The following is a 26,050-nucleotide window of genomic DNA, read 5'->3' on the forward strand; positions in this document are numbered from 1 at the left end:
TCTTGTTAAAATAGCAATAAGCAGTTATAGGGAATCTATAGAGTATTCATTACATCTTGTAATTAATCATAAAGAAATAATTATGACAATTAAATTACTAAAGCTAATAGTACTAATTTATCAACAATAGGTGATATAATAACTGAATTACAAAACAAAATCTTTGATGATAAAAGATATATATCCAAAGATTAATTTAATAACTTATATTCTCATGAGTTACCTTTATTTACAGGAAATACAGAAAAAATGAAAATCATTTGTTAGATATAGAAGACATAGTTTTATTATGCAAAAGATCGTTCATTCATTGAATCTATATTTAATGTTCTAAAAAAGTCTATGAATCTTAGAGCATTCAAAGCACAAATTACCTATGAACCTCCTATTCTATATCATTCTTGTGTTAATACTTACAATATAAAACTAATATTTTTAATCTCTCTATTCCTAACTTCTATCTATTTTTATCCTTACCTCACACTGAGCTCACGATTAAATTGTAGCATAATAGATGGATTTTTTGAGCTATGCAACAGCAAGAAATCTTATTAGAGTTCTAATTCTTTATATGCAATTTCAACTACCTCATATGATTTTAATCCCCTTGGTGTTGTAACTTCTACAACATCACTTACTGATTTACCAATTAAAGCTTTTGCTATAGGAGAAGCAATTGAAACTCTTTTTTTGGTTATATCAGCTTCATATTCTCCGACAATATTATATGTAACTTCTTCTTCAGTTTCGTCATCGATTAAAGTAACGGTAGCACCAAACTTTATACTATCACCAGATAACTTTGAAATATCTATAATCTCTGCTCTAGCTGTTATATCTTCAAGCTGTTGAATACGCCCTTCTATAAATGCTTGTTTCTCACGTGCAGCTTCATATTCAGCATTTTCAGATAAATCGCCATGTTCTCGTGCCGTTGCAATATCTTCACTAACTTTTTTACGCTCCACATGTTTTAAATGTTTAAGCTCTTGTTCTAACTTTTCAAAACCTTTAGTGGTGATAGGAAATTTTGCCATCATAATTATATTGTATAAATTTAGTAGTTTCAGTATACTGTTTTCAATAATGATTTAGATCTTAGACTAAATAAAAAACTCAGTGCTAAGTATATTTGTAATAATTAAATTTGTCAAATAAGCCTTTTTTAATTATTTTCTACATATCTAAAAAGAAATTTAGTAATCTTATGAAAATTAAAGATTTTAACTTTGAAAAAAAGCGTAAAATTTTTCATCTATCAGCTATAATATTCCCACTATTTTATTTGTTTATTTCAAGAACCACCATTACATTATTCCTATTCATAATAACCACTATTACTTTATATTTAGACATATCGCGTCGTAGTAATGTACATGTTAACAAATTTGTAACTAAATTTTTTGCAAAAATTATACGACTTGAAGAAAATAACAACTCTTTTGTTTTAAGTGGTATTAGCTTTATGATGCTTGGTTTTTTCTTAACTGCTCTTCTTTTTCCTAAAAATTTAGTAATTTGTTCTTGGTTAATTTTAATTATTTCCGATTGCTTAGCAGCTCTTGTCGGAGTCAAAATAGGCAATAATTTAAGTAACGGTAAATCAATAGCAGGTTCTATTACCTTTTTAACTTCTGCAATTTTTATAAGTATATTAGTATATTTCTACTTAGGGTATAGCACAAGTTATATTATAATAATAATAAGCTGCATAGCGACTACAGCAGCTGAATTTTATTCAAAAGATTTAAGAATTAACGATAATTTATCTGTACCTCTTTCTTATTGTCTTTTTACTACTATTCTTTCTTATATAATATAAAATATGCAAGTTACACTGGAATTTTATGAGTTCTTAAGAAACCGTATTAAAATATCTGATATAGTGGGACAAAAAGTAGTTTTAACTAAAAAATCTGGTAATTATGTAGGTCTATGTCCTTTTCATCAAGAGAAGACTCCTTCTTTTACAGTTAATGATAGTAAGAGATTTTTTTATTGTTTTGGCTGTAAAGCAACCGGTGATGTTATAAAATTCATTTCCAATATTAGTGGCTTATCTTATAACGATTCTGCTATAAAACTTGCAACCGATTACAGTATAGAAATACCCAAATTAAATGAAAAACAAAAGCAATTTTATGCAGAATCCGACGAAATTCTAAATATTTTAGAACTTGCTAATAAATTTTTTAGAGCACAATTAACACCTGAAATATTAAATTACCTGCATGGAAGAAATATTACTGAAAAAACAATAAAAGAATTTTCAATAGGTTTTGCGCCTAGAAATAATAAACTTGAGAAATTTTTTCATGATAAGGGTATATCTAATGCAGAGCTTAGCAAAGCGGGCTTAATTGGTAAACGGCAAAATGGTGAAATATATAATTTATTTTATAACCGCATTACCATCCCAATTAAAAATATTTACAATAAAATTGTTGGATTTGGCGGTAGAGTATTAGGTGAAGAGTTACCTAAATATTTAAATTCACCTGAAACTATAATATTTCAGAAAAGTGAGGTTCTTTATGGTGAACATAAAGCCATAAGTACTGCATATAAAAAGAATTACTCAATTTTAGTAGAAGGTTATTTCGATGTTATTGCACTACATCAGGCCGGTTTTAGTGAAACGGTTGCAAGTCTTGGCACTAGCATTACCAGAAATCATTTACATAAATTATGGCGTGCAGGAGATGAAATTATATTATGTCTTGATGGAGATAATGCTGGAATAAAAGCTAGCATAAGAACTATTAACCTAACGTTACCACTTATTAATAGCGAAAAGAAAATTTCTTTTATTAGACTACCAAGTGGTCTAGATCCTGACGATGTAGTAAATAAAAATAGTGTAGAATTTTTTGCAAAACTTATAGATCAAAGAATAAGCTTATCACAAATGATTTGGCATATAGAATATAGTGGTAAGAGTTTTAAAACTGCAGAAGAAAAAGCAAATTTAGAAAAAAATTTACAAGATTATTGTACTAAAATAGTAGACAGTAATTTAAGAACTAGCTATTACAGATTTTTTAAAGATCAAATATGGCAAAATTTAGTCACAAAGCAGACAAAAGTCATAACTAAAAGCTCAAATTTAACTCCTATACCTTCAAGCCATGGATATTCAGAGCTTGAAATATTAGAACATGCTTTTTGTACCTTATTAGTTAAGTTTCCTAAGCTTCTTCAAGAAAAAGATATTAGAGATTTCATCCTAAACTTAAATTTTAATAATAAATTGCTTGAAGAATTTCGTAATTGGTATTTAAGCGAAATTATAGATAATAACGTAGAAAAAAGTGAAATTACTGCAATTGTGGAAAAAACTAGCTTTTTTAATATTTTTTTATTATTATCAAGGGCAGATAATTTATTTTTAGATGTCTCATTTAATAAAAACAATATTCAACTAGATTTACTATGGCAGTGGCTACATAAAAAATATTATCTGATCAATTTACAACAAGAATATGCTTCCACTATAAACAACATTGATAATCACAATTATGAAAAAGTTTTACTATATAAAAAAGAAATTCTGAAGATTGTAAATGAACTTCAGGTTTTAAACGAATCTTTTATTAATTACATTACAACTTAACATGAGTTTAAGTATAGCTTCAACTAGTAAGGTATTGACTAAGTTCCAAAGCAAGTTTGCTAAAGCAGATAAATGCATAAACATGCACTAATCTTGCAAAATTTGTTGTCAACACCTTACTAATTGAAGCTATAAAAGTCTTAAGTTTATAGTTAACTTAATTTATTCTATAGGTGTTTAATGAGTAATATAGATAACGATCTAGACAAAATAGATAGTTTAATTAGAAAAGCTAAATCTAAAAAGGTGCCAGTTACTTACGATGATATAAACAAAGCTCTTCCTCTGAACAAAAATCCTTCAATAAGACAACTAGAAGAAGCTATATTAAAATTTTCCGATGCGAGAGTAGATATTTTAGAATCTAACGAAGATGATGAAATTAAGCTTGATATCGGAATTGATGAAGAATTTAAGCTATCTACTAATATTGATAATGAATACGAAGATGAGGTGGAAGAAGAAAATATAGGGACTACTGATGATCCTGTAAGATTGTACCTTAAGGATATAGGAGGGGTTGATCTTTTAACTCGTGAAAATGAAGTAGAAATAGCAAAAAGAATTGAGGAAGGACGCAAAACAATGACTGCTTCGTTATGCAGAAGTCCTATTGCTATGCGTTGTTTTATAGTCTGGTATGAAGATTTAGTTAATGAAAAAATGTTATTACGTGATCTAATAGATTTAGAAGCTAACATGTTACATGACGAAGCTCCCGAAAATGATGAAGAACATAATAGCGATAATGAAGGAGAAGAGCATGAAGAAACTAACTTGTCGATGTCTAGAGTAGAGACACAAATATTACCTAATATTATAGAGCGTATGAAAAAGATTGCTTTTGTCTGTGAAGAATTACTAATTGAAGCTAAAAAATCCTATGAGAAGTCTTTTGAGCCAAAAGTCTTACAAAAAAGTAAAAAATATAATAATAATTTAGAGTTATTAATAAATGAAGTTTCAGAAATACATTTTAATTCTAAAAGAACAGAAGAAATTTTAACTAAAATGTATGAAATAAATCGTGATTTAATCAATAAAGAAACAGCTTTTTTAAAACTTGCTGGGGAATACGGAATAACTCGTAAAAATTTCCTTGATGAATATATAGGATCAGTTATCAATGCAGCATGGAAAGAAAAAATGCTAAAAAATAAAAAAATTGCTTGGAAAGAGTTAATTATTAAAGAATCCGACTATATAGATCAAATGATTAATGAATTATCAATTATAGAAACTAATACTGGTCTTTTAGTAAATGATTTTAAAAAGCTAGTAAATACTATACAAAAAAGCGAAAGGCAAACACTTCAAGCAAAAAAAGATATGATAGAGGCAAATTTACGTTTAGTTATATCTATCGCTAAAAAATATGCTAACAGAGGATTACAGTTTTTAGATTTAATTCAAGAAGGTAATATAGGTCTTATGAAAGCGGTGGATAAATTTGAATATCGTCGTGGCTATAAATTCTCTACCTATGCTACTTGGTGGATTAGACAAGCTATAACAAGAGCTATTGCTGACCAAGCAAGAACTATACGTATCCCTGTACACATGATTGAGACAATTAATAAAATACTGCGAACCTCAAGACAAATGCTTAATGAGCTAGGATATGAACCAACTGCAGCAGAAATTGCATCTAGACTTTCAATGCCACTTGATAAAGTACGGAAAGTTATGAAAATAGCTAAAGAACCTATCAGTCTTGAGAATCCTGTAGGGGATGATGACAACAGTTATTTAGGCGATTTTATTGAAGATAAGAATGCAGTAGCACCAATTGATGCAGCAATTCAGTCAAATTTACGAGAAGTAACAACTAGAGTACTTGCGACTCTTACTCCTCGTGAAGAAAGAGTGCTTAGAATGCGATTTGGTATAGGCATGAATACCGATCATACCTTAGAAGAAGTAGGACAACAATTTAAAGTAACTAGAGAACGAATAAGACAAATTGAGTCAAAAGCTCTAAGAAAATTACAGCATCCTATTAGATCCAAAAAGCTTAGTAGTTTTAGAAGTGGAGGGAAACGTAATGATGGCAATCCATCAGATTTATTGAAGGCATAAGAATGGTTTTGCTTACATAGAACAGGTCGTATACCGTAATCATTTTGTTATTATTTTATAGCTCATAAAACACAATCAATGTCATTTCTACAAAAATGGAGATCCAGTAAAAAATAAAAAACTTAGTTTTTTATGTTCTTATGCTATAAAATTTGTAGTTTTTCACACTACATTTTATTCTGATTTCCTGCTTCACGAGAATGACATATGAACCATGAAACAATACTGGATAGGCTGTAGTATGTATGGGATCATTGCAATAAGTATCATAACTAGAAATTTATGTATCGATATAAGATCACTATTGAGTATTTAGGTACAGATATTGCAGGTTGGCAAAGGCAAGCAGAAGTAATGTCAGTACAACAAATACTAGAAGAAGCAATTTATAAATTCTCTGGTGAACATATAGTATTGTTCGGATCAGGAAGAACAGATGCTGGTGTACATGCAATAGGTCAAGTAGCACATTTTGACCTTTTAAAGTATTTAGAACCTCATAAAATTATTAAAGCAATTAATTATTTTGTACGTCCCTATGCAGTAGTAGTATGGAATTGTGAATTAGTTGACCATAATTTTCATGCACGATTTTCAGCTATTGCACGTCACTACATGTATAAAATTATTAATCGGTCTTATCCTTCAGTTATTTATCTTAACCGCGCATGGTGGATTAGTTCACCTTTAGATATTCTAGCTATGCAAAATGGTGCATCTTACTTTATAGGTAAACATGATTTTACTTCATTTAGAGCTAGCTCATGCCAATCAAAATCACCAATAAAAACTTTAACAGCACTTAGTATTATAAAAGAAGATGAAGAAATAAGATTTTACTTCTCAGCACCATCATTTTTGCATCATATGGTACGTAACATTGTCAGTAGTTTAGTACTTGTTGGAAAAAATATCTGGCAGGCAGAACAAATTAAGGATGTGCTAGAAGCCAGAGATAGAAGAGCAGCTGGCCCTACTGCTCCTGCATCCGGACTCTATTTTATAGGAGCAGAGTATCAGTCACAGCATTCTTTACAAACTTAAATTATACTACTTTTCAAAGAGAATAAGTTTATATACCTCTAATAAATGAAAGCTCAGTAGACAAAATTTAATCCAGATTAAAGAGTGACCAGTCTCACAGTTCTTGCTAGAGTGTAGTTTGATTAATTGTAGATGATCAAAAGTGAGAAACAATGTAACAAATTTTTCAAATTAAATTAGTATACTATGACATCGTTAACAATCTATATAATTTTTGATGTATGTTAGTTAGTTTACTTATGTCATTTCCACCTGCTTGGGCAATAGTTGCCTTTCCTCCCCCTCCACTACCACCTAAAAATAAAGAGAGTTCTTTTGCAATATTACCAGCATTAAGTTTATCAATTAATTGTTTACTAACTGCAATTGTAATAGATAATTTACTACTATTATTAGCAATATATACTACTATTAAATCCTCTGTTTTTTTCGTTAATTTTTCAGCAGCCTGACGTAGTACTTTACTGTCTAAATTCTCTATATATCGATAAATCAACTTATAGCCTGCTATTTCTTCAGCTTCTGCAGTAATCTGTTCTATACTTAGATCTAAACTAGCTAAATGAACTTTTTCAAGCTCTTTCTCAAGTTCTTTATTCCGCTCTATAATATTATTAACTTTAGTAATAAACTCATTTTTATTGGTATTTAAAATATTTTCTACTGATTTAAGTAAATAATCTTTTTCTCTAATTAACTTGATTACAAATTCACCACAAACTGCTTCAATTCTACGAATACCTGCAGCAATAGCACATTCACTCGTAATTTTAAAGCAACCAATATCACCTGTGCGTCTGACATGCGTACCACCACATAATTCTAAAGAGTTATAACCTATCCTAACTACTCTTACTTCAGAATCATATTTCTCACCGAATAGTGCCATAGCGCCTTGCTTGACTGCATACTCAGTAGCCATTAATGTAGTATTTACTTCATGATTATCTCTAATAATTTCATTTACTTTATCTTCGATTAAAGTAATCTCATCAAGAGTGAGAGCTTTAAAGTGACTAATATCAAACCTTAAATAGGTTGGTGCAACCAAAGAACCTTTTTGTGTAATATGTTTGCCAAGTACCTCATGTAGTACTGCGTGTAATATATGTGTCGCTGAATGATGAATTCTCAGATTTTGCCTATATTTAATATTGATAATAAAATTAGCATTTTCACCTGTACTAACTTTGCCTTTCTTCAAAATACACTTATGAACTATAATAGTATTTAAATGTTTTAAAGTATCTACTACCTCTATTTCACAATCCTTTGCTTCAATTATTCCTACATCACCCACTTGCCCTCCTGATTCGCCATAAAAAGGAGTTTGGTTACTAATTAGTAGAAATTGCGTATCTGTTTCTTTTATATCAGAAACCAAATTATTATCTTTGATTAATGCAATTATTTTGCCTTCTGCTTTATTAAATGTATATCCTAAAAACTCTGTACCACCGTGCTGAGCTTTGATATCGAACCATAACTGATCAATTTTAGACTCTCCTGAGCCAAGCCAAGATTTGCGAGCACGCTCCTTCTGTACAAACATTTGCTGCTCAAAACCTTGATGATCAACAGTAATTCCATGACTTTTTAAAATATCTTCGGTTAAATCAAGAGGAAAGCCATAAGTATCATATAATTTAAATGCTACTTCTCCTGATAAATCATTACCTTTCTCTAGATTTTCTATCTCTTCGGAAAGAAGCTTTAGGCCACGTTCTAGGGTATTTTTAAATCTAATCTCTTCTTGCTCTAAAGTGTTACTTATAAAGTTTTCTGCTCTCTTAAGTTCTGGATAAACATTACCCATTAAATCGATAAGTTTTGGTAGCAATTTATACATTAATGGCTCTTTAGCACCAAGGATATGAGCATGTCTCATACTTCTACGCATAATACGGCGAAGTACATAACCACGCCCTTCATTTGAAGGTACTACACCATCAGCTATTAAAAATGCACTAGCTCTTAAATGATCAGCAATGACCCGATACGAGAATTTAGCTTCTGCCTCTACTTGTACTTTTACGATATTTTCAGTAAAATTAATTATTTCCTGAAATAAATCTATTTCATAATTATTGTTAACGTGCTGCAACACCGCAGTTATACGTTCGAGGCCTACTCCAGTATCAATAGATTTTTGTGGTAATTCTATTTTAGTATCCTTATCAATTTGTTCATATTGCATAAATACCATATTCCAAATCTCAATAAAACGATCACCATCTTCATCTTTAGTGCCTGGCAAACCGCCATATATATGCTCACCATGATCATAAAAAATCTCAGAACAAGGACCACAAGGACCAGTATCGCCCATTGACCAAAAATTATCATTTGTTTTGATCCTGATTATATGATCATCTTTAAAGCCTGCTATTTTCCCCCAATAAGAAGCTGCTTCATCATCAGTATGATAAACCGTTACATATAGCTTGTCTTTTGGTAATTCAAATTCTTTAGTCAACAAATCCCAAGCGTAATATATTGCCTGTTCTTTAAAATAGTCACCGAAAGAAAAATTACCTAGCATTTCAAAAAATGTATGATGTCTTGCAGTATAGCCTACATTTTCAAGATCGTTATGTTTCCCACCAGCTCTAAGAGATTTTTGACTAGTTACTGCCTTATTGTAAGCTTTTTTTTCTTGTCCGGTAAAAACATTCTTAAATTGCACCATCCCGGAATTGACAAACATTAAGCTTGGATCATTGTGCGGAATTAATGAGCTAGCTGGTACATGTGTATGATTATTTGCTTTAAAGTAAGTTATAAATTTACTTCTAACTTCTTCAGTGGTAAATTTAGTCATATAAATTATGATAGCTATTTAATATATTTAGTTAATGTTATAACTTCATAGGTATTTATGTATGATTTCGATGTTATACCATGGCTTCGACTATGGCACCTCAGAAAACAACTTAGTATTTTTCTTTATTAAATCATGGTATGGTAAGTTATTTTCTTAAATCATGTAAAAATCATAAAATAAATTTAAAGTTTCCTTATACTCAAACGTTTATATGCAGTATAGTAAAAAATATAATGAATTGTGATTAAAATAAATTTATTTATGCAAAATATTTTTAATTCAATCAAATTACATTTTGTTAATTTTGCTACAAAATTAAAAATATATTCTTTCAAAAGAAAAAATATTGTAGTTTTATTAGGTAATAAATGTGTTTTTCTTAGCGTTTTTTTCGGCAATAAATTATTAGATAAATTATCTATCCCTATTGAAGAACACATTGACCTAAATCCTTATAAAGAATTTTTTAATAAATTTCCAAAAAGTGATGTTTATTTTTTACTTGATAGTACTAAATGTAAAACACGGCATGATCAAATACCTATATTACAGTCAATAGTTAAACTTGATCCTATTAAGCAATTTATCAAAAGTTATTTTAATAAAGAAGACATTATAGCACATTGTGTTTACGAGGTTGTCACTAAACCAAACGAGATTTGGTCGACTTTAATTATGTCATGTCCTTTTGAAACACCTTTAAGCGATATAATTGCATGTACTATAGATAAAAGATCAATTAATTTAAAAGGGTTCTATTTTTTAACATTAGAGCTACAAGTTATTATAAATAAAATAGTGCAGAATGTAGAAAATAACAAATATACTGATTATTTTCAAATTTGTGCATTTACATCACACGCCAGTGGTATAAAATTCATTATCAAACATAAAAATAATATAATTACAATTAGAAATTTTGATTATCCATTTGATAAAACCGTATCATATGTTCAAGGTATTATAGAACAAGAAATTAATGATTGTTTTATATTATTTAAAAATTATATCAGTAATCTTAATACAAAAGTTTGCATAATTCTCATAGTAGATGAAGAGTTAAAATCCTTATTAGAGTCAACAAATTTTGAAAATCATCCTGTAATCTTTATACCTGTTGATAATATACTAAATGAACAAGGTCTAGAAAGAAAAAGACTTATAGATACAAATATTAGTAGGTTATTTCTAGAACATAAGAGTTTCCCTGCATATAATAATCATTTAAAATCAATAAAAAAACTAGCTACTATAAAAGATATAACATTTAAATTATATAGTGCATTACTTATAATATTAATATTAGTAGTCTGTATTATCAAATATAATACAAAGCAGAATTACAAAGATATAAAGTCTATCAATGAAAAATATTACGCAACAAATCAAGAATATGATAACATCAAATATAAGTATCCTTATATTAAAAATACTACTAATCTTGCTGATTTATACGTAATAGAAAAATTACTAGAAGCACCTGTACCATTACCATTTAATTTACTTAAAAGACTAATAGTCACTTTAAATCCTGCTTTTAAATTAGAAGAAATTAAATGGGAATTAACAAATATAGATAATATTTTACTAGTTTCCAAAAGACAGTTAATAATTAAGTTATTACTTAAATATAATACTAATAATGTATCAGTAGATGAGTCTATAAAAATGTTAGATGATCATATGCAAAATGTAAAAAATAAATTATCTCATCTACACATAAATTATGTTATATACAAAGACAAAATACTTGAGTTATCGGATAAAGTAACAATTCCTTTATCGATTAATATAATTGATAATAAAACCTAGGTTCTGCTAATAAGAATTGAGCCCTTTATTTCAAAAAAATCTTATAATTTGCAGTCAAAAAGAGCTAAAATAGATTATTTTAAATTTCAAGCGCAGAATCTAATAACCCAAGGTAAAAATAATGTTTGAAAAATATATTTTGTATTTAAAGAATCTTATATTCTTTCAATTTATTGTATATTTTTTCTTTATTTCATTAACTATTTGGATAATAAAAAATTTACAGCAAGAATATAAACAATCTATTTTTGATAAACAAGTTGCTCAAGAAAATCTAACGAAAGAAGTTCTAAAGCTTTATTCCGTCACTAATTCTAATTCTAAAGAAGAAATATTAGAATCTTATAAAAAATATGTAGATTTAAATGTGCCAAGTGGGATAAGTTGCTTAAATTATCAAAAACTAATTCCTAAAATAAAAAGCTTAAGTAATAAATATAACCTAATAGAGCCTATAGATGTATCTATAAGTTCAGTGTTTTTTAAAAATAATTTTCCAACAATTGAAGAAGAAAATGAGACGATTCATGTTAATAATTATAGCATAAATATAAAATATGCATGTACTGACTTTATGACTTTTTTAAAAATATTTAATGACATTTACTCTTATATGCCTCCTAATACTCTTATATCTTTTGTACGAGTACGTAATGAAGAAATATTAACACCTAAAAATATTTATAAACTTTCAATAGATCACTCTCCTAATCTTATTTATGCTAAATTAATACTATATATCAGAAAATTATCTTCAAAATAAGTTATTAAAATGAATAATGCAATAATACTTAATAATGTAAATACTAATTTATTTAAAAAGGATATTATTAATAATTTTGTCAATAACCTTACAGAATCTACCTGCTCTACTATTGCAAATATGCTTGCTATAGATTATACAGTAAGACTTAATTCTAAACCAGAAGCTGGAAAATATATTAACAAATGCATTTCAAGACTCAAGAATTATTTGGGTTTACGAGTTATTAACAATGATAATTTTTCTGTAGCATTAAAGTTATTTGCAATAATGATTACTCCTGAGGACAGGAACAATAAAAATAATATTTTAGAACAATCACAAGATATAATAGTTGAAAATCTTATAGAAATTTATCTCGGCGATAGAAAAATAGATGATACAGAAAAAGAAAAAATTAAAAATGTATTTAAAATACTTTTAAAAGAGAAAGATTTTAATAGAATAATCAATTATGCCGAATCTAATGCAAAATTATTTAGTACATTTGTAATGTATGCAATAAAGAAATATAATAATATTAATGAAGCAACTGCGTACATAAAGACAGAATTTAATAAGATATTAGGGATATCTTTAGAATTTACAAAAAGAAATAATATATTCAAACAAGCTACTGGTAAAATTGCCGGTGCTATTTGTGCTCTTGTTGTAGGAGCAATTAGTGTTGCAACTGCAGGAGCAGCTTTCTCTATCGTAGTTGTGCCAGCATCAATTTTTGCTGTCAGATATGCACCTGAGCTTGGTGAAAAAATTGGAGAACTAATTTTAAACAATGATAATACAATAAAACTAAAACAAAGCAATATAGATAAGTTCATGAAAACATTACAAAATAATAAAGAAAGTCTTTTATCTAAAGAAAGAACAAAAAAACTTAAACAAAATACTGCACTTTCTCCTTCTCGAGTAAATGCTAAATTAACTAAAAAAGTGGTTTACAAAAAACATAGATAACTCAAGTTATCTATAATTTAGAATAAAGCTATTTTTACTTAAGAACAAGGTATTACTTTTATTATCTTTTTTTAATCAATAAAAAAAGTAGTAATATCTGGCATGATCAGTAGTACCTTAGAATGTTAGATTATACGTTATGCACAATTTACTTATATTAAGCAAGCATTTTTCTTCTAATACAAAAATGCAGGATACTCTCCCTTTGCAGTATTTGCTACAAGCTTTATAGTACGCGTACTTGATTGTATTATAATGATGATTATATTTCCGAATATGTATATATTTCTAATAAGGTTGGGCTTTGTCCTGTACTAATATGAGGAATTCTATCCTATTTTTATATGCCTATGTTCAATAAATTTTATTTTAGCTTTTATCTCACAAACAGTATTCCCTGGGATTATCAGTACTTATATGAGACCTATTTTAACATTTGTAGTAGAGATATTTCCAACTAGCGTACGATTCGATTCTACCGATATCATGCTTTCATATAATCTTACTGCTGCTATGTTTGACCAGTACCTCACTGGATAATGATGATCTAGATTATCAGTGATAATTATGTCATTGCATATTATTTAATTGCGCTTGCTTTATTATCTTCTATAATTCTTAAATTCTATAAAGCAATATATAGTGAATTAATTATGAGCGAAGTTTTTGAAGTACCTGGCAATGAGAATAAAATTTTACTACATTGTTGTTGTGCTCCTTGTGTTGGTCCTCTAATGGAAAAAATGATTAATAGCAAAATTAAGTTTACACTCTTTTTCTATAACCCTAATATTCATCCTAAGAAGGAATATGAGCTTCGTAAAAATGAAAATATACGCTTTGCAGAAAAGCATAATGTAGACTTTATCGATGCGGATTATGATCCACAAAATTGGTTTAGACGTGCTAAAGGTATGGAGTTTGAACCTGAGCGAGGCAAACGTTGCAGTATGTGCTTTGATATGCGTTTCGAGCGCACAGCTTTATATGCTCATGAGAATGGATTTAAGGTCATTACCAGCTCACTTGGGATTTCTAGATGGAAGGACATGAATCAAATCAATGAATCAGGCGTTAAAGCAGCATCTCATTACGAAGGGATAACTTACTGGACTTATAATTGGCGTAAAGATGGCGGAGCAAGCCGAATGTATGAAATTGCTAAAGAAGAGCATTTTTATAAACAAGAATTTTGTGGTTGTATACCATCATTACGTGATACCAATAATTGGCGAATAGTTAATGGTCGCCCTAAGATTGAGATTGGTAAAGAGTACTATTAGTAGGTTCTAGTAAGCAGTAAGCCACATGAGATATTTTTAGACTACATAAACAAAGCCTATAACAATGCAAGGTATAGAACATAAAGGATACAAAGATAATTTCCTTTACAAAAATAAGAAATTCACAAAATAAAAACTTAATTTTTAGTAAGTATTTATTAATTTAAATATTCTTTATTTTGATATAATTTTGATATAATTTTGATATTCAAAGAGTAAAAGGTGAAGCAAAAGAAATTAAGCTTTGAGAAATAAATATTTTATGAAAAAACTATCATTTCAACAAATTATACTTACTCTGCAAAATTATTGGCAAGATTATGGCTGTGCAATATTAGCGCCATATGATGCACATGTAGGTGCAGGTACGTTTCATCCTGCGACAGTACTTCGTTGTCTTGGTCCAAAATCATGGTTTGTTACATATGTACAACCTTCAAGAAGACCTAGTGATAGCAGGTATGGTATGCATCCTAACAGAATGCAGCATTACTACCAATTCCAAGTTATTCTAAAACCATCGCCCGATAATATTCAAGAGCTATATCTTGAAAGTTTGGAATGTTTAGGTATAGATCTAGCTACTCATGATATTCGCTTTGTTGAAGATGATTGGGAATCTCCAACCCTTGGTGCTGCAGGTCTTGGCTGGGAAGTATGGTGTAATGGCATGGAAGTATCACAATTTACTTATATGCAACAGATTGGCGGTATTGAATGTAAACCAATTTCTGGTGAAATTACTTATGGCTTAGAGCGTCTTGCTTTATATATTCAAGGAATTGATGAAGTAAAAGAGCTTGATTGGAATGGACAAGTAGGAGAAAAAGCTTTAAAATATGGAGAAGTAGATTTTGAATCCGAGCAGCAATTTTCAAAATTCAATTTAGAACTTGCAGATAGCAAGATGTTACTGAGACATTTTCGAGATAGTGAAGAGCAGTGTGAGAGATTAGTTAAAGAGAATTTACCTCTGCCAGCTTATTATTATTGTACAAAAGCTAGTCATTATTTTAATCAATTGAATGCTTTAGGAGTAATTAGCGTGACAGAACGTGCTTCATATATTCTAAGGGTGCGTCATTTAGCAAGAATTTGTTGTATGAAATGGCTGGAGATGAATCAATGAGTGAATTATTACTAGAACTGTTTAGTGAAGAAATACCTGCTCTCATGCAAAAAAATGCTGAGGAAAGCTATTTAAACATATTTATGAAAATTTTTGAGGAGAACAAAATATTTGCAAAAATACAAGTATTTGTAGGACCTCGTAGGATAACTATGCATGCTACGCACTTACCGAAAATGACTTTACTAAAAGAAACAGAAATTAAAGGTCCTGCCGTAGAAGCACCAGAAACAGCAATTAGTGGATTTTGCAAAGCTCATAATATTAATAAACTACAGCTTTCTACTAAACTGATTAATAATCAGTTATATTATTTCTTCATCAAAAAAACAACAGCAAGAGAAACAAAAAAAATTATACCAAAAATTATTATAGAGGCTATTAATAAATATAGCTGGCCTAAGTCCATGTTTTGGGGAGATTATAAAATAAAATGGATACGACCTTTGCGGAATATTTTATGTATATTTGATGGTGAAATATTACCTTTACAATTTGGACATTTAATAGCTAATAATATTACGTACGGACATCGTCTTACTAATAAGAAAAAATTAGAAGTAGAGAATTTTGAAGATTATAAAAATAAACTTCTAGAAAATAATGTTATTTTAGAGAGATTAAAAAGAGAAGAAATAATTAAAACTGGTTTATTAGAGCTTGCAAATTCTCGTAATTTAATTACAAAAGAAGATACACGCTTAGTAGAAGAAGTAGCAGGTCTTAGCGAATTTCCTATTGTACTACTTGGAAAAATACCACAAAAATTTTTAGAATTACCCAAAGAAGTGCTAATTTCATCGATGCAGACTCATCAAAAATACTTTTGTCTATTTGATAAAGAAAGTAATTTTGCTCCATATTTTCTGTTTGTTAGTAATGGTAGGTTTACAAATAGCGAATTAGTTGTACAAGGTAATGAAAGAGTATTATCAGCACGTCTTTCTGATGCCTTATATTTTTATAAGCAAGATATATCTAAAACTTTAGAATCAAATTTAGCAAAATTAGAAGCAGTAACATTTCATGCAAAGCTTGGTAATTTAAAAGAAAAAATTGAGCGTATAACTTATATATGCAAATATATAGCTCCAAATAACCAAGATTTAATTACAGCAGCAAAGCTTTGCAAAAGTGATCTTGTATCCGAAATGGTCGGAGAATTTCCTAATTTACAAGGTATTATGGGTTATTATTATGCAAAACATGAAAAGTTAGCTGAAGAAATAGCTGCTGCAATCAAAGATCATTATAAACCACAAGGTCTTAACGATAATGTACCAAGAGGAAATGCTGCACTGCTTGCACTTGCAGATAAATTAGATAGTGTGGTTGGTTTGATGCTAGCGGGTGAAGCACCTACTGGCTCAGGTGATCCATATGCATTAAGACGTCAAACTCTTGGCATAATAAGAATAATACTTGAGAATAAATTAGAGCTACAACTTACTGATTTAATTAATTTTGCTATAAATTTATATAAAAAACCTCTTTCTAAATACGTTTATAGGAAGAAATTTGAGGGAGATATAGAGCATAGAACTACAACGTATATAGATGCATGTGAAGATCTGAGCACTAAACCAACATACAAGTTACCCCTAGAAGTAGATTTTAGAAAGAAATCTAAGGACTTATCTGATAAAAATTTAATAATATCTTTCTTTGAGGAAAGAGCAAAGTTTTATTTCAAAAATCAATATGATATTCCATTAATTAACGCTGTTCTTGACTTTAATATGCAAGACGATCTGGTTTCTATAAATCTAAAACTTAACGCTTTACAAAAATTTTTAGTAGAAGATACAGGAAAGCAATTATTAATTGCTTATAAACGAGCAAGTAATATACTTGAAAATCAAAAAATTTCTAGCTTAGTTGATATTAAGCTATTTAATAGTCAACTTGAAAAAGAATTGTTTGAAGTGACTTCAAAACTTTCAAAACAAATTGCAAATAGTATAAATAATAAAGCTTATGAGGAAGCGTTACAATTATTATCATCGCTATTAACTCCAATTTCTAGCTTTTTTGATAATGTATTAGTTAATGACACCGATCAAAAAATTGCACATAATCGTTTACTATTACTTCAGAATGTTTGTATACTATTTCACAAAATAGCTAAATTTAACTGCTTATGATCAAAAAAGCAGCTGCATTTATAAAATCAGGTAAAGTAGTTATTTTTCCAACTGAAACAGTATACGGGATCGGTGCTGACGCTACTAATAATGAGGCGTGTTTAAAAATTTTTGAGTTTAAAAACCGTCCAGCTATTAATCCACTTATCGTTCATGTCGCTTCTATAGAGCAAGCAAAAAAAATAGGCATATTTAATGATTTAGCAGAAAAAATAGCAGAAAAATTTTGGCCTGGTCCATTATCTATAGTTATACCTTTAAAAGATACCGCAAATATAGCACCTGCAGTTACAGCAGGACTTAAGACTATAGCACTTCGTATGCCATCTTACCATTTAGCATTGGAATTAATTGTGCAGTCAGGTACAGCTATAGCAGCTCCAAGCGCGAATCCTTCAAATTATATTAGTCCTACTAATGCTGAACATGTTATAAAGCATTTTTCAGGTAACACAGAAATTTTTATTCTCACTCCTGAAACCTATCAATCTAAGTATGGCTTAGAGTCAACTATAATCGATGCAACAACTATAAATCCTACTATACTTAGAGAAGGTTTCATAACTTCTGAAGCTTTAGAAGAAGTACTAAATATAAAAATCCTTAAAAGATCATATGAAAATATCATAAAAGCTCCAGGAATGTTTACAAAACACTACTCTCCAAAAGTACCAATTAGATTAAATGCTACAAATTTAGACGATAAAGAAATTGGCTTAAATTTTGGTAATAGCAAGCTTGCAGGAATATTATCACTAAATTTAAGCACAAAAGGTGACTTTATAGAGGCTGCTGCAAACCTTTATGCATATCTAAGAATACTTGATGATTATGCTACCGCACATGATGTAAGCAGTATAGCAGTCGCCCCTATCCTTCCTGTAAATATTGGTGTTGCTATTAATGACAGATTAAAACGTGCTGCAAAATTATAGTTTTAATGCCTCAAACTTATAACGCTAGGTTTTGGCATCATAGCTTTTTGACATGGTATTTGTTAATTATATAATTATCATGAGTCTTAAAACTGACTTCTAAGGACATTTTCTACCTATTAGTTTTTCATTTGGGAATAAATATTTCAGTAGTTGTTCTATATCTAATAAATTTTACTGTAGACTTGATAAGCTTTTCTCAATGCATCTTGCATAATTTATTTAAATGATAGGACATATCACTATTACTCTATTATAACCTTGCAAATCTTTATAAAGATTATCAATAACATAGCCATAATCTAAAAAAATTTTACTCACTTTTTCTGCTTGATTAAATCCTATTTCTAATACAATCTTACCATTTGGTTTTAAAAATTTTTTGGCATTTTCAGCAATTATACGATAAGCATATAAACCATCTTCTTCAGCAAATAAAGCAAGAAATGGTTCATAATTTATCGTTTCAAGCGCCATATTTGACTTTTCAGTTTGTGATATATATGGTGGGTTACTAACTATAAAGTCAAATTTTTGATTTTCAAGATTCTCAAACCAATCGCTATAAATAATCTGTATCCGATCTGCTACTTCATGTTTTAAAGCATTATTTCTAGCAACTTCTATTGCTTCCCAGCTTACATCAGTTGCAATTACCTTAGTGTCTGTGTCTGATAGCTCGCATAATAAACTTATAGCAATACACCCACTACCTGTTCCCAGTTCTAATATAGAGAGAGTGCTATTACATTTCTGCACAACAATATATATTAATAACTCTGTATCTGAACGTGGGATTAACACATGCTTATTAACTATAAATTCACGTGAGTAAAATTCTTTAATACCTATAATATAGGCTATTGGCTCATGTTTTAGTCTCCTTTTTAACACTTTCTTAAAAGCTTTTAATGACTCGTGTGTTAATTGTTTATCTAAATGTGTAAGCAAATATTCTAATGGTTTATCTATAACATATTGCAATAATATTCTTGCTTCTAAATGTGGTGAACTAACACCGATTTCTTGTAATTTATAAGCTGCTTCTTTAAGGTATTGTTGTATAGAGAAAAATTGCATAATAAAGTAAAACATTAAAATTTATTGATTTTGCTACACATTATATAAGCAAAACCACTTATAAGCTTTTATATTATTCCTGCTTTTACAGGAATAATATAAAAGCCATGAAAATTATGCCATTACAAAAATTACATCAACGTGCTTTTAATTTATTATATCTTTTATATCTTTTGGCAGATCACAAAAAAATTTCATAGTCTCATTTCTGCTTGGGTGAGTGAAGCTTAAATACCAAGAATGCAATGCTTGGCGCTTAAAATCAATTAACTTTACTTTTAGTTCAGGCGGAGAATAATTTACTTTCCGGTCATTATTGCCATACATTTGATCACCAACAATAGAATGTTTTAAATGACTTAGCTGTACTCTAATTTGATGAGTTCTACCGGTAGCAAGTTTACACTCTAGCATACTAATGGTACCGCTATAAAATAACTCTATAGCTTTATAATAAGTAACAGCTTCCTTACCACCATATTTTAGGATTGTCATTTTTTGCCTATTACTTCTACTACGCCCTATATTATTCTTAATCGTTCCTTCTAATGGATTAATTACTCCCCATATTAATGCTTTGTATTTACGTACTACCTGTCTCTGTTCTATCTGCTTTGCAAGCAGCATATGTGCTTTATTATTTTTAGCAACTACCATTAAACCTGAAGTATCTTTGTCTAGACGATGCACTATGCCTGGTCTTTCTGGCGGGCCGATATCTGATAAATTTTTAGTATGATTCAGTAATGCATTAACAAGAGTATCACTGTGATAGCCTGCACCTGGATGCACTGTCATACCAGCGGCTTTATTAATTACTATTAAATCATCATCCTCATAAATTATATTAAGATTAATATTTGCTGCTTCTATTTTTAGTTTGTCAGATTCTTTAAAAGAAAATAATATAACATCATTCTCCTTGACCAAAAGATCAGGTTCAAGAATAATTACATCATTAAGTTGTACATAAGCACTCTTAATAGCTTTTTGGATTTGATTCCTTGAAACATTTTTAAGAAGCATTGATAAAGCCTTATCAAGCCTTACGCTATTTAGTTCACTTGGGACATGACATTTTAACATATTTTATTACAAGATGATGAATAATACACTTAAATGGTTAAGTGCAATTGGAGTTGAATACTATTGCTCAAAAGAACCAAAAAAATTAAAAATGACTAATCAATGCTCTGCATTACCACAACATTCACAAACTAACCCTATGCCATCAAAAACAACTGATAATTTTTTTGAAACAAGTACTCATATGCATGATAATATTATCTTAGCTAGATCTCTTGCTGATAAAGCTAATAATATAGAAGAATTGAAAGAATCTCTACTAAATTTTAACGGTTGCAAACTTAAGCAATTTGCTACCAATACTGTATTTGGTGACGGTAATCCTAAAGCACCTATTATGTTAATAGGTGAAGCTCCTGGAAATAACGAAGATTTAAAAGGTATACCTTTTTGTGGGGAAAGTGGGAATTTACTTGATAATATGCTACATTCTATTAGAATTTCACGCAAAAGTAACGCTTATATTACTAACACAGTGTTTTGGCGCCCTCCTGCTAATAGACAACCAACTTTAGAAGAGGTAGATATTTGTAGACCATTTGTCGAGAAACATATTGCATTAATTAACCCAAAACTAATTATTCTAGTTGGTAGCACTGCTGCAACTAGCTTACTTGGAAAAAATGCAGGTATTACTAAAATTAGACAAGAATATTATTTTTATACCAATAAATATTTATCTTCTCCAATTCAAACTACTGCCATCTTTCATCCTGCTTATTTGCTACGCCAACCTATGCAAAAGCGCACTTCTTGGTATGATTTATTGAAGATTAGAGAGTATATTGATAGTAAATCAATTCTTACATTAGAATTGAAATGAATTTGCTGTATAGCAATGCTTTTACAAAAAAATAATTTATTTTCTATTTTTTTAAAACTAGACTATAGTAATATTTGTTGTGTGGCTCTCTATGTCATTCTAGCTCAATATTGTCTGTATGAATGTCTACTTCATCATTACAAGTGACTATATAAGGAGCATGAAAATCTATAAAAATAAAAGATTTTAATTTTACTGAATTACTTTCGCAAATTTTCTCATAATAAAGTTAAAAACTAATCTATGTAGACAATGCTGAACTAGAATGATACAAAACACTTTTTACAAAGTTAAAAACACCATTTATTAGTATGTAAAAAATATAAAGTGCACACATATGACTAGTGAGAATAATAATGATTCAGAGTTTGCTGAATTAAAAATCAGAAATAAAATATTTAAATTACCAATACTTAAAGCAAGTATTGGTGAGGATGTAATTGATATAAGTAAAGTATCTACCGGGGCTGATTATTTCACTTATGATCCAGGCTTTATGTCTACTGCTTCTTGTAGATCTACGATAACTTACATAGATGGTAACAAAGGAATACTCAGACATCGTGGATATGATATTAAAGATTTAGCAGAAAGAAGTGATTTTCTAGAGGTAGCATATTTATTAATTTATGGAGAATTACCAAATAGCAGGCAGTATAATAATTTTACTAAAAAAATCGCTATTCATTCATTGGTTAATGAAAGATTACGCTATTTATTCCAAACCTTTTGTGGCTCAGCACATCCTATGGCAATTATGCTTGCAGCTGTAGGCTCTCTTTCAGCATTTTATCCTGATTTATTAAACTTTAAAAATACTGATTATGAACTTACTGCTATTAGGATGATTGCAAAAATACCGACTATTGCTGCAATGTCTTACAAATATTCTATAGGGCAACCTTTTATTTATCCTGATAACTCTCTAGATTTTACTGAAAATTTCCTGCGTATGATGTTTGCAACACCTTGTGAAAAATATAAAGTGAATTCGGTAATAAAAAATGCCCTTAATAAAATATTTATTCTTCATGCTGATCATGAACAAAATGCCTCTACTTCAACCGTTAGAATTGCTGGCTCATCAGGTGCTAATCCTTTTGCCTGTATTAGCACAGGTATTGCATCACTTTGGGGGCCAGCTCATGGCGGAGCTAATGAAGCAGTAATAAATATGTTGAAAGAGATTGCTACTTCTGAAAATATTCCTAAATATATAGCTAAAGCTAAGGATAAGGATGACCCATTTAGGTTAATGGGCTTTGGTCATCGTGTATATAAAAACTATGATCCACGTGCTGCTGTACTTAAAGAAACTTGTAAGGAAGTGCTAACAGAACTAGGACAACTAGAAAATAATCCATTATTACAAATTGCTATAGAACTCGAAAGCATTGCTCTAAAAGATGAATATTTTATTGAGAAGAAATTATATCCAAATATTGATTTCTATTCCGGTATTATTTATAAGGCTATGGGTATACCATCTCAAATGTTTACTGTACTATTTGCAATAGCAAGAACTGTAGGTTGGATGGCACAATGGAAAGAAATGCATGAAGACCCTAAACAAAAAATCAGTAGACCAAGACAGCTTTATACTGGTTATGTACATAGAGAATATAAAACTATTAATGAAAGATAGGATAATTAATACTATAAGTGGGTGTGAAACATGTTGCATGGCTCATATACCATCCTCGCGAAATCAGAGATCGAGAGAAAAATATTTAATATAGTAAAATAACTACTATAAAAAACTTGTTTTTTTATATTCTTTACTATATGCCCACTTTCATGAGAATGATATTGAATGTACTTTCCAAGCCATACAATATATAGCAATTATAGGAAAATTGAAAAATATATGAATTTTATTGATGAAGTTAAAATATATATAAAAGGTGGCAATGGCGGTAATGGTTGTGTTAGTTTCCATCGAGCAAAATTTATTGATAGAGGCGGACCAAACGGTGGTGATGGAGGACGTGGCGGCAGTATTATTTTTAGAAGTAACAATCACCTTAACACGCTAGTAAATTATCGATATAAACAGCATTTTACTGCTGAGAACGGTGAGAATGGTAAAAGTTTGAATAAAAGTGGTAAATCAGGAAAATCGTTAATTCTTGATGTACCAGTCGGAACTCAAATTTTTTCTGAAGACGGCGCTATATTATTGTATGACTTTACTGAGAACGAGCAACACTTTGAAATAATTAAAGGAGGAAATGGTGGACTTGGTAATAGCCATTTCAAATCATCAGTAAATCAAGCTCCAAGACGTCGTACAGAAGGAGAAATTGCTGAAGAAATGTGGGTTAATTTAAGTCTAAAACTTCTCTCTGACGCTGGACTTGTAGGCTTACCAAATGCTGGTAAATCTACTTTTTTATCTGTTGTAACCGCTGCTAAGCCTAAAATTGCTGACTATCCTTTTACTACCTTAGTTCCAAATCTTGGAGTAGTATATGTTGATGATACAGAATTTATTTTAGCTGATATTCCTGGTTTAATCAAAGGTGCACATCAAGGTCATGGGCTTGGTGATAAATTCTTGAAACATATTGAAAGATGTAATGTACTAATTCATTTGATAGACAGTAGTAGCAATGATATCATAGCAGATTATAATATAATTAGAGAAGAGCTTGAGTCTTATTCCGATTTAAAAAATAAAACTCAGATTATATGTCTTAATAAATGTGATATTCTAACTGGCCAAGAAATAAAAGAAAAAATAAATAAATTACAAAAAACTACTGGTAAAGAAATTCACCCTATTTCTACCTATATTGGAACTGGAGTAAGCAAAGTAATCAAGCTGGCTCTTAAAACTATTAAAAATCAGGAGTAAAAGCAATACTTAGTAGCATCTATAACTAAGTATAGGTAATTATCATTGCAATAAGAAGCTGGTGTTGCTGCATGAACTGAAAAACTTGTTTTCATCCAGCAATTAACCACAACTGTCCAAAGCTACATAAGAAATAGCCTTAATATTATTTAATAATTACAAATTTAATAGAACTAATATATAAAAAATTTATTTTACGCAATACTTACACTTCACAATAACATATCTATATTTAGTTAAAAATGCCTATATAATCATTAAATTAAGGTAATACGTTGCTCTTCTGCTTCTAGATACTTCTCTAGCTCTTCTTTATTATACTTCTTCTCATTAAGTTTTATTTCGTTATTAAAGATATATTGTACGGCTTTGTCTTCTAAGGCAGGACCTTTAAGTTGTTCAATTGCTCTAGGGTTATTTTTGTAAAAATCAAATAGTATATTTTCTTTCCCTGGAAAATTACGTGCTTGTTGCATAATAATTTTTCTCAAGTCATCTGGTTCTAATTGTAAATTTTTAGTTTTTGCATATTCAGCAAGCATTAAACCTATTCTAACACGGCGTAGTGCTAATTTGTTATAATATTCTTTTATCTCCTCAGGAGATTTATCATTAAATAATGAGTTATCATGCTCATTTTTATCAGCCTCAGCTTTCAAAATACTTTTTTCTTGATCTAATAAAGATCCCGGCACATCAAAATCTAACAATTTTTCTAACTTATCAAATAATTTCATTTTCAATATAGTATTAATCGCTTCTTCTGACTCATTTTCTATTTGTTTAGAAAAATGTGCACGCAATTCTTCAAGACTATTGCTTTGGAACCTTTTAGCAAATTCATCATTAATAACAATGGGTTCTGCAGTATATACTGCTTTAATTTGTACTACAAAACGAGCATTTTTATTTGCTAAATTTTTAGCATGGTAATCTTTTGGAAAAGTCACATCGATATCAACTTCACTACCTGTTTTAGAACCTATTAATTGTTCTTCAAAGCCAGGAACAAGTGTATTACTACCGATTACTACCTTAAAATCAGTTAATTTACCGTCTTCAAAAACTTCATCATTAATATACCCAACTGCATTGATAATAACCTGATCACCATCTTTTATTTTTGCTTTACTTTCTTTAGTGTAATTCTTTACTAATTTAGCAAGTTTTTCTATTTGTTCTTCAACATCATCAGAACTTACTTCTAATTTAGGACGATCTACCTCAATTTTTTTTAAATCTGGAATAGTAATTTTAGGTAATAATTCTATCTTTATAATGTATTCTAAAGCTTTATTAGGCTCATTTTGCAAATCTTCGATTTTTGGCCTACCGACTATATTTAAATTATATTCCTTAATAACATGATTTATCGAATGATTAATTCTTTTCTGTATTATATCATTCCTAACAGAATCACCATATTTTTGTTTAATAATTGAAACAGGTACTTTACCAACTCTAAAACCAGCTAATTTAACTTTTTTTGTTAAATCAAGCAATTCTTTTTGAACATCATTATCTATTTCACTTATAGAAGTCGAAACTTTTGCATGAAAATCTAGACCTTCGTTTTTTAATACGGTAATTCCCATTTCAATAATCTGTTTAAATATATTTA

Annotated in this window: 19 protein-coding genes and 1 pseudogene; 15 read left to right on the top strand and 5 right to left on the bottom strand. The window is 29.5% G+C overall.

Annotated elements, in window-relative coordinates:
* Positions 1-551 precede the first annotated feature (551 nt).
* Entirely contained in the window at positions 552-1,040 is a 489-nt protein-coding gene (greA, locus tag AC27F4_RS02885) for a transcription elongation factor GreA (RefSeq protein WP_487061922.1), read from the bottom strand.
* Positions 1,041-1,207: 167 nt separating this feature from the next.
* Between greA and AC27F4_RS02890 the strand changes: the two genes are divergently transcribed.
* The 4 genes from AC27F4_RS02890 (at position 1,208) to truA (ending at position 6,736) form a co-directional block, all read left to right on the top strand.
* Positions 1,208-1,822, top strand: coding sequence for a diacylglycerol/polyprenol kinase family protein (locus tag AC27F4_RS02890; protein WP_487061924.1), 615 nt, complete (start codon positions 1,208-1,210; stop codon positions 1,820-1,822).
* Between the two features lie 3 nt (positions 1,823-1,825).
* Positions 1,826-3,613 (top strand): DNA primase, encoded by a 1,788-nt coding sequence (gene dnaG, locus AC27F4_RS02895; protein ID WP_487061926.1) that lies wholly within the window; start codon positions 1,826-1,828, stop codon positions 3,611-3,613.
* Between the two features lie 180 nt (positions 3,614-3,793).
* Positions 3,794-5,692, top strand: coding sequence for an RNA polymerase sigma factor RpoD (rpoD, locus tag AC27F4_RS02900; protein WP_487061928.1), 1,899 nt, complete (start codon positions 3,794-3,796; stop codon positions 5,690-5,692).
* Positions 5,693-5,974: 282 nt separating this feature from the next.
* On the top strand, positions 5,975-6,736 hold the full coding sequence (gene truA, locus AC27F4_RS02905; protein WP_487061930.1) for a tRNA pseudouridine(38-40) synthase TruA: 762 nt from the start codon (positions 5,975-5,977) through the stop codon (positions 6,734-6,736).
* A gap of 184 nt (positions 6,737-6,920) precedes the next feature.
* Here the strand turns inward: truA and alaS are convergent, their stop codons facing one another.
* Positions 6,921-9,557 (bottom strand): alanine--tRNA ligase, encoded by a 2,637-nt coding sequence (gene alaS / locus AC27F4_RS02910; RefSeq protein WP_487061932.1) that lies wholly within the window; start codon positions 9,555-9,557, stop codon positions 6,921-6,923.
* Between the two features lie 243 nt (positions 9,558-9,800).
* On the opposite strand from alaS, the gene AC27F4_RS02915 reads away from it, so the two are divergent.
* The 8 genes from AC27F4_RS02915 (at position 9,801) to AC27F4_RS02950 (ending at position 18,583) form a co-directional block, all read left to right on the top strand.
* On the top strand, positions 9,801-11,372 hold the full coding sequence (locus AC27F4_RS02915; RefSeq protein ID WP_487061934.1) for a hypothetical protein: 1,572 nt from the start codon (positions 9,801-9,803) through the stop codon (positions 11,370-11,372).
* Positions 11,373-11,493: 121 nt separating this feature from the next.
* Positions 11,494-12,135 carry a hypothetical protein gene (locus tag AC27F4_RS02920; RefSeq protein ID WP_487061936.1) on the top strand — a complete coding sequence of 214 codons (642 nt, stop codon included), beginning with the start codon at positions 11,494-11,496 and terminating at the stop codon, positions 12,133-12,135.
* 9 nt (positions 12,136-12,144) lie between these two features.
* Complete coding sequence (locus AC27F4_RS02925; protein WP_487061938.1) at positions 12,145-13,092, top strand: RP853 family protein; 948 nt, start codon at positions 12,145-12,147, stop codon at positions 13,090-13,092.
* 417 nt (positions 13,093-13,509) lie between these two features.
* The gene (locus tag AC27F4_RS02930; protein ID WP_487061940.1) at positions 13,510-13,632 is read left to right on the top strand and encodes a hypothetical protein; all 123 of its coding nucleotides are present in this window, start codon (positions 13,510-13,512) and stop codon (positions 13,630-13,632) included.
* A gap of 113 nt (positions 13,633-13,745) precedes the next feature.
* The gene (locus tag AC27F4_RS02935; RefSeq protein WP_487061942.1) at positions 13,746-14,375 is read left to right on the top strand and encodes an epoxyqueuosine reductase QueH; all 630 of its coding nucleotides are present in this window, start codon (positions 13,746-13,748) and stop codon (positions 14,373-14,375) included.
* 262 nt (positions 14,376-14,637) lie between these two features.
* Positions 14,638-15,504, top strand: coding sequence for a glycine--tRNA ligase subunit alpha (locus tag AC27F4_RS02940; RefSeq protein ID WP_487061944.1), 867 nt, complete (start codon positions 14,638-14,640; stop codon positions 15,502-15,504).
* Entirely contained in the window at positions 15,501-17,648 is a 2,148-nt protein-coding gene (glyS, locus tag AC27F4_RS02945) for a glycine--tRNA ligase subunit beta (RefSeq protein ID WP_487061945.1), read from the top strand. The genes AC27F4_RS02940 and glyS overlap by 4 nt, the downstream gene beginning before the upstream one ends.
* Positions 17,645-18,583 carry an L-threonylcarbamoyladenylate synthase gene (locus tag AC27F4_RS02950; RefSeq protein WP_487061947.1) on the top strand — a complete coding sequence of 313 codons (939 nt, stop codon included), beginning with the start codon at positions 17,645-17,647 and terminating at the stop codon, positions 18,581-18,583. The genes glyS and AC27F4_RS02950 overlap by 4 nt, the downstream gene beginning before the upstream one ends.
* A 108-nt stretch (positions 18,584-18,691) precedes the next feature.
* Here AC27F4_RS02950 and prmC read toward each other — a convergent pair.
* A pseudogene (prmC, locus tag AC27F4_RS02955) lies at positions 18,692-19,663 on the bottom strand (peptide chain release factor N(5)-glutamine methyltransferase); the annotation flags it as partial.
* 147 nt (positions 19,664-19,810) lie between these two features.
* Complete coding sequence (locus AC27F4_RS02960; protein ID WP_487061949.1) at positions 19,811-20,749, bottom strand: RluA family pseudouridine synthase; 939 nt, start codon at positions 20,747-20,749, stop codon at positions 19,811-19,813.
* 16 nt (positions 20,750-20,765) lie between these two features.
* Here AC27F4_RS02960 and AC27F4_RS02965 point away from each other — a divergent pair, with 16 nt between their 5' ends.
* From AC27F4_RS02965 to obgE, 3 genes are all read left to right on the top strand, one after another.
* Entirely contained in the window at positions 20,766-21,572 is an 807-nt protein-coding gene (locus tag AC27F4_RS02965; protein WP_487061951.1) for a uracil-DNA glycosylase family protein, read from the top strand.
* A gap of 337 nt (positions 21,573-21,909) precedes the next feature.
* Entirely contained in the window at positions 21,910-23,217 is a 1,308-nt protein-coding gene (locus AC27F4_RS02970) for a citrate synthase (protein WP_487061953.1), read from the top strand.
* 222 nt (positions 23,218-23,439) lie between these two features.
* Positions 23,440-24,429, top strand: coding sequence for a GTPase ObgE (gene obgE, locus AC27F4_RS02975; RefSeq protein ID WP_487061955.1), 990 nt, complete (start codon positions 23,440-23,442; stop codon positions 24,427-24,429).
* Between the two features lie 257 nt (positions 24,430-24,686).
* Here the strand turns inward: obgE and tig are convergent, their stop codons facing one another.
* On the bottom strand, positions 24,687-26,024 hold the full coding sequence (gene tig / locus AC27F4_RS02980; protein ID WP_487061957.1) for a trigger factor: 1,338 nt from the start codon (positions 26,022-26,024) through the stop codon (positions 24,687-24,689).
* Between the last annotated feature and the right edge of the window lie 26 nt (positions 26,025-26,050).

It is taken from the genome of Candidatus Rickettsia mendelii (genome assembly GCF_057543435.1).

Coding starts and splice junctions, on each gene's coding strand:
- AC27F4_RS02930 (WP_487061940.1), top strand. CDS start 13,510: ATGAGACCTATTTTAACATTTGTAGTAGAGATATTTCCAACTAGCGTA.
- AC27F4_RS02960 (WP_487061949.1), bottom strand. CDS start 20,749: ATGTTAAAATGTCATGTCCCAAGTGAACTAAATAGCGTAAGGCTTGAT.
- AC27F4_RS02940 (WP_487061944.1), top strand. CDS start 14,638: ATGAAAAAACTATCATTTCAACAAATTATACTTACTCTGCAAAATTAT.
- tig (WP_487061957.1), bottom strand. CDS start 26,024: ATGGGAATTACCGTATTAAAAAACGAAGGTCTAGATTTTCATGCAAAA.
- obgE (WP_487061955.1), top strand. CDS start 23,440: ATGAATTTTATTGATGAAGTTAAAATATATATAAAAGGTGGCAATGGC.
- AC27F4_RS02920 (WP_487061936.1), top strand. CDS start 11,494: ATGTTTGAAAAATATATTTTGTATTTAAAGAATCTTATATTCTTTCAA.
- rpoD (WP_487061928.1), top strand. CDS start 3,794: ATGAGTAATATAGATAACGATCTAGACAAAATAGATAGTTTAATTAGA.
- AC27F4_RS02970 (WP_487061953.1), top strand. CDS start 21,910: ATGACTAGTGAGAATAATAATGATTCAGAGTTTGCTGAATTAAAAATC.
- greA (WP_487061922.1), bottom strand. CDS start 1,040: ATGATGGCAAAATTTCCTATCACCACTAAAGGTTTTGAAAAGTTAGAA.
- AC27F4_RS02950 (WP_487061947.1), top strand. CDS start 17,645: ATGATCAAAAAAGCAGCTGCATTTATAAAATCAGGTAAAGTAGTTATT.
- AC27F4_RS02935 (WP_487061942.1), top strand. CDS start 13,746: ATGAGCGAAGTTTTTGAAGTACCTGGCAATGAGAATAAAATTTTACTA.
- dnaG (WP_487061926.1), top strand. CDS start 1,826: ATGCAAGTTACACTGGAATTTTATGAGTTCTTAAGAAACCGTATTAAA.
- AC27F4_RS02965 (WP_487061951.1), top strand. CDS start 20,766: ATGAATAATACACTTAAATGGTTAAGTGCAATTGGAGTTGAATACTAT.
- AC27F4_RS02925 (WP_487061938.1), top strand. CDS start 12,145: ATGAATAATGCAATAATACTTAATAATGTAAATACTAATTTATTTAAA.
- truA (WP_487061930.1), top strand. CDS start 5,975: ATGTATCGATATAAGATCACTATTGAGTATTTAGGTACAGATATTGCA.
- alaS (WP_487061932.1), bottom strand. CDS start 9,557: ATGACTAAATTTACCACTGAAGAAGTTAGAAGTAAATTTATAACTTAC.
- glyS (WP_487061945.1), top strand. CDS start 15,501: ATGAGTGAATTATTACTAGAACTGTTTAGTGAAGAAATACCTGCTCTC.
- AC27F4_RS02890 (WP_487061924.1), top strand. CDS start 1,208: ATGAAAATTAAAGATTTTAACTTTGAAAAAAAGCGTAAAATTTTTCAT.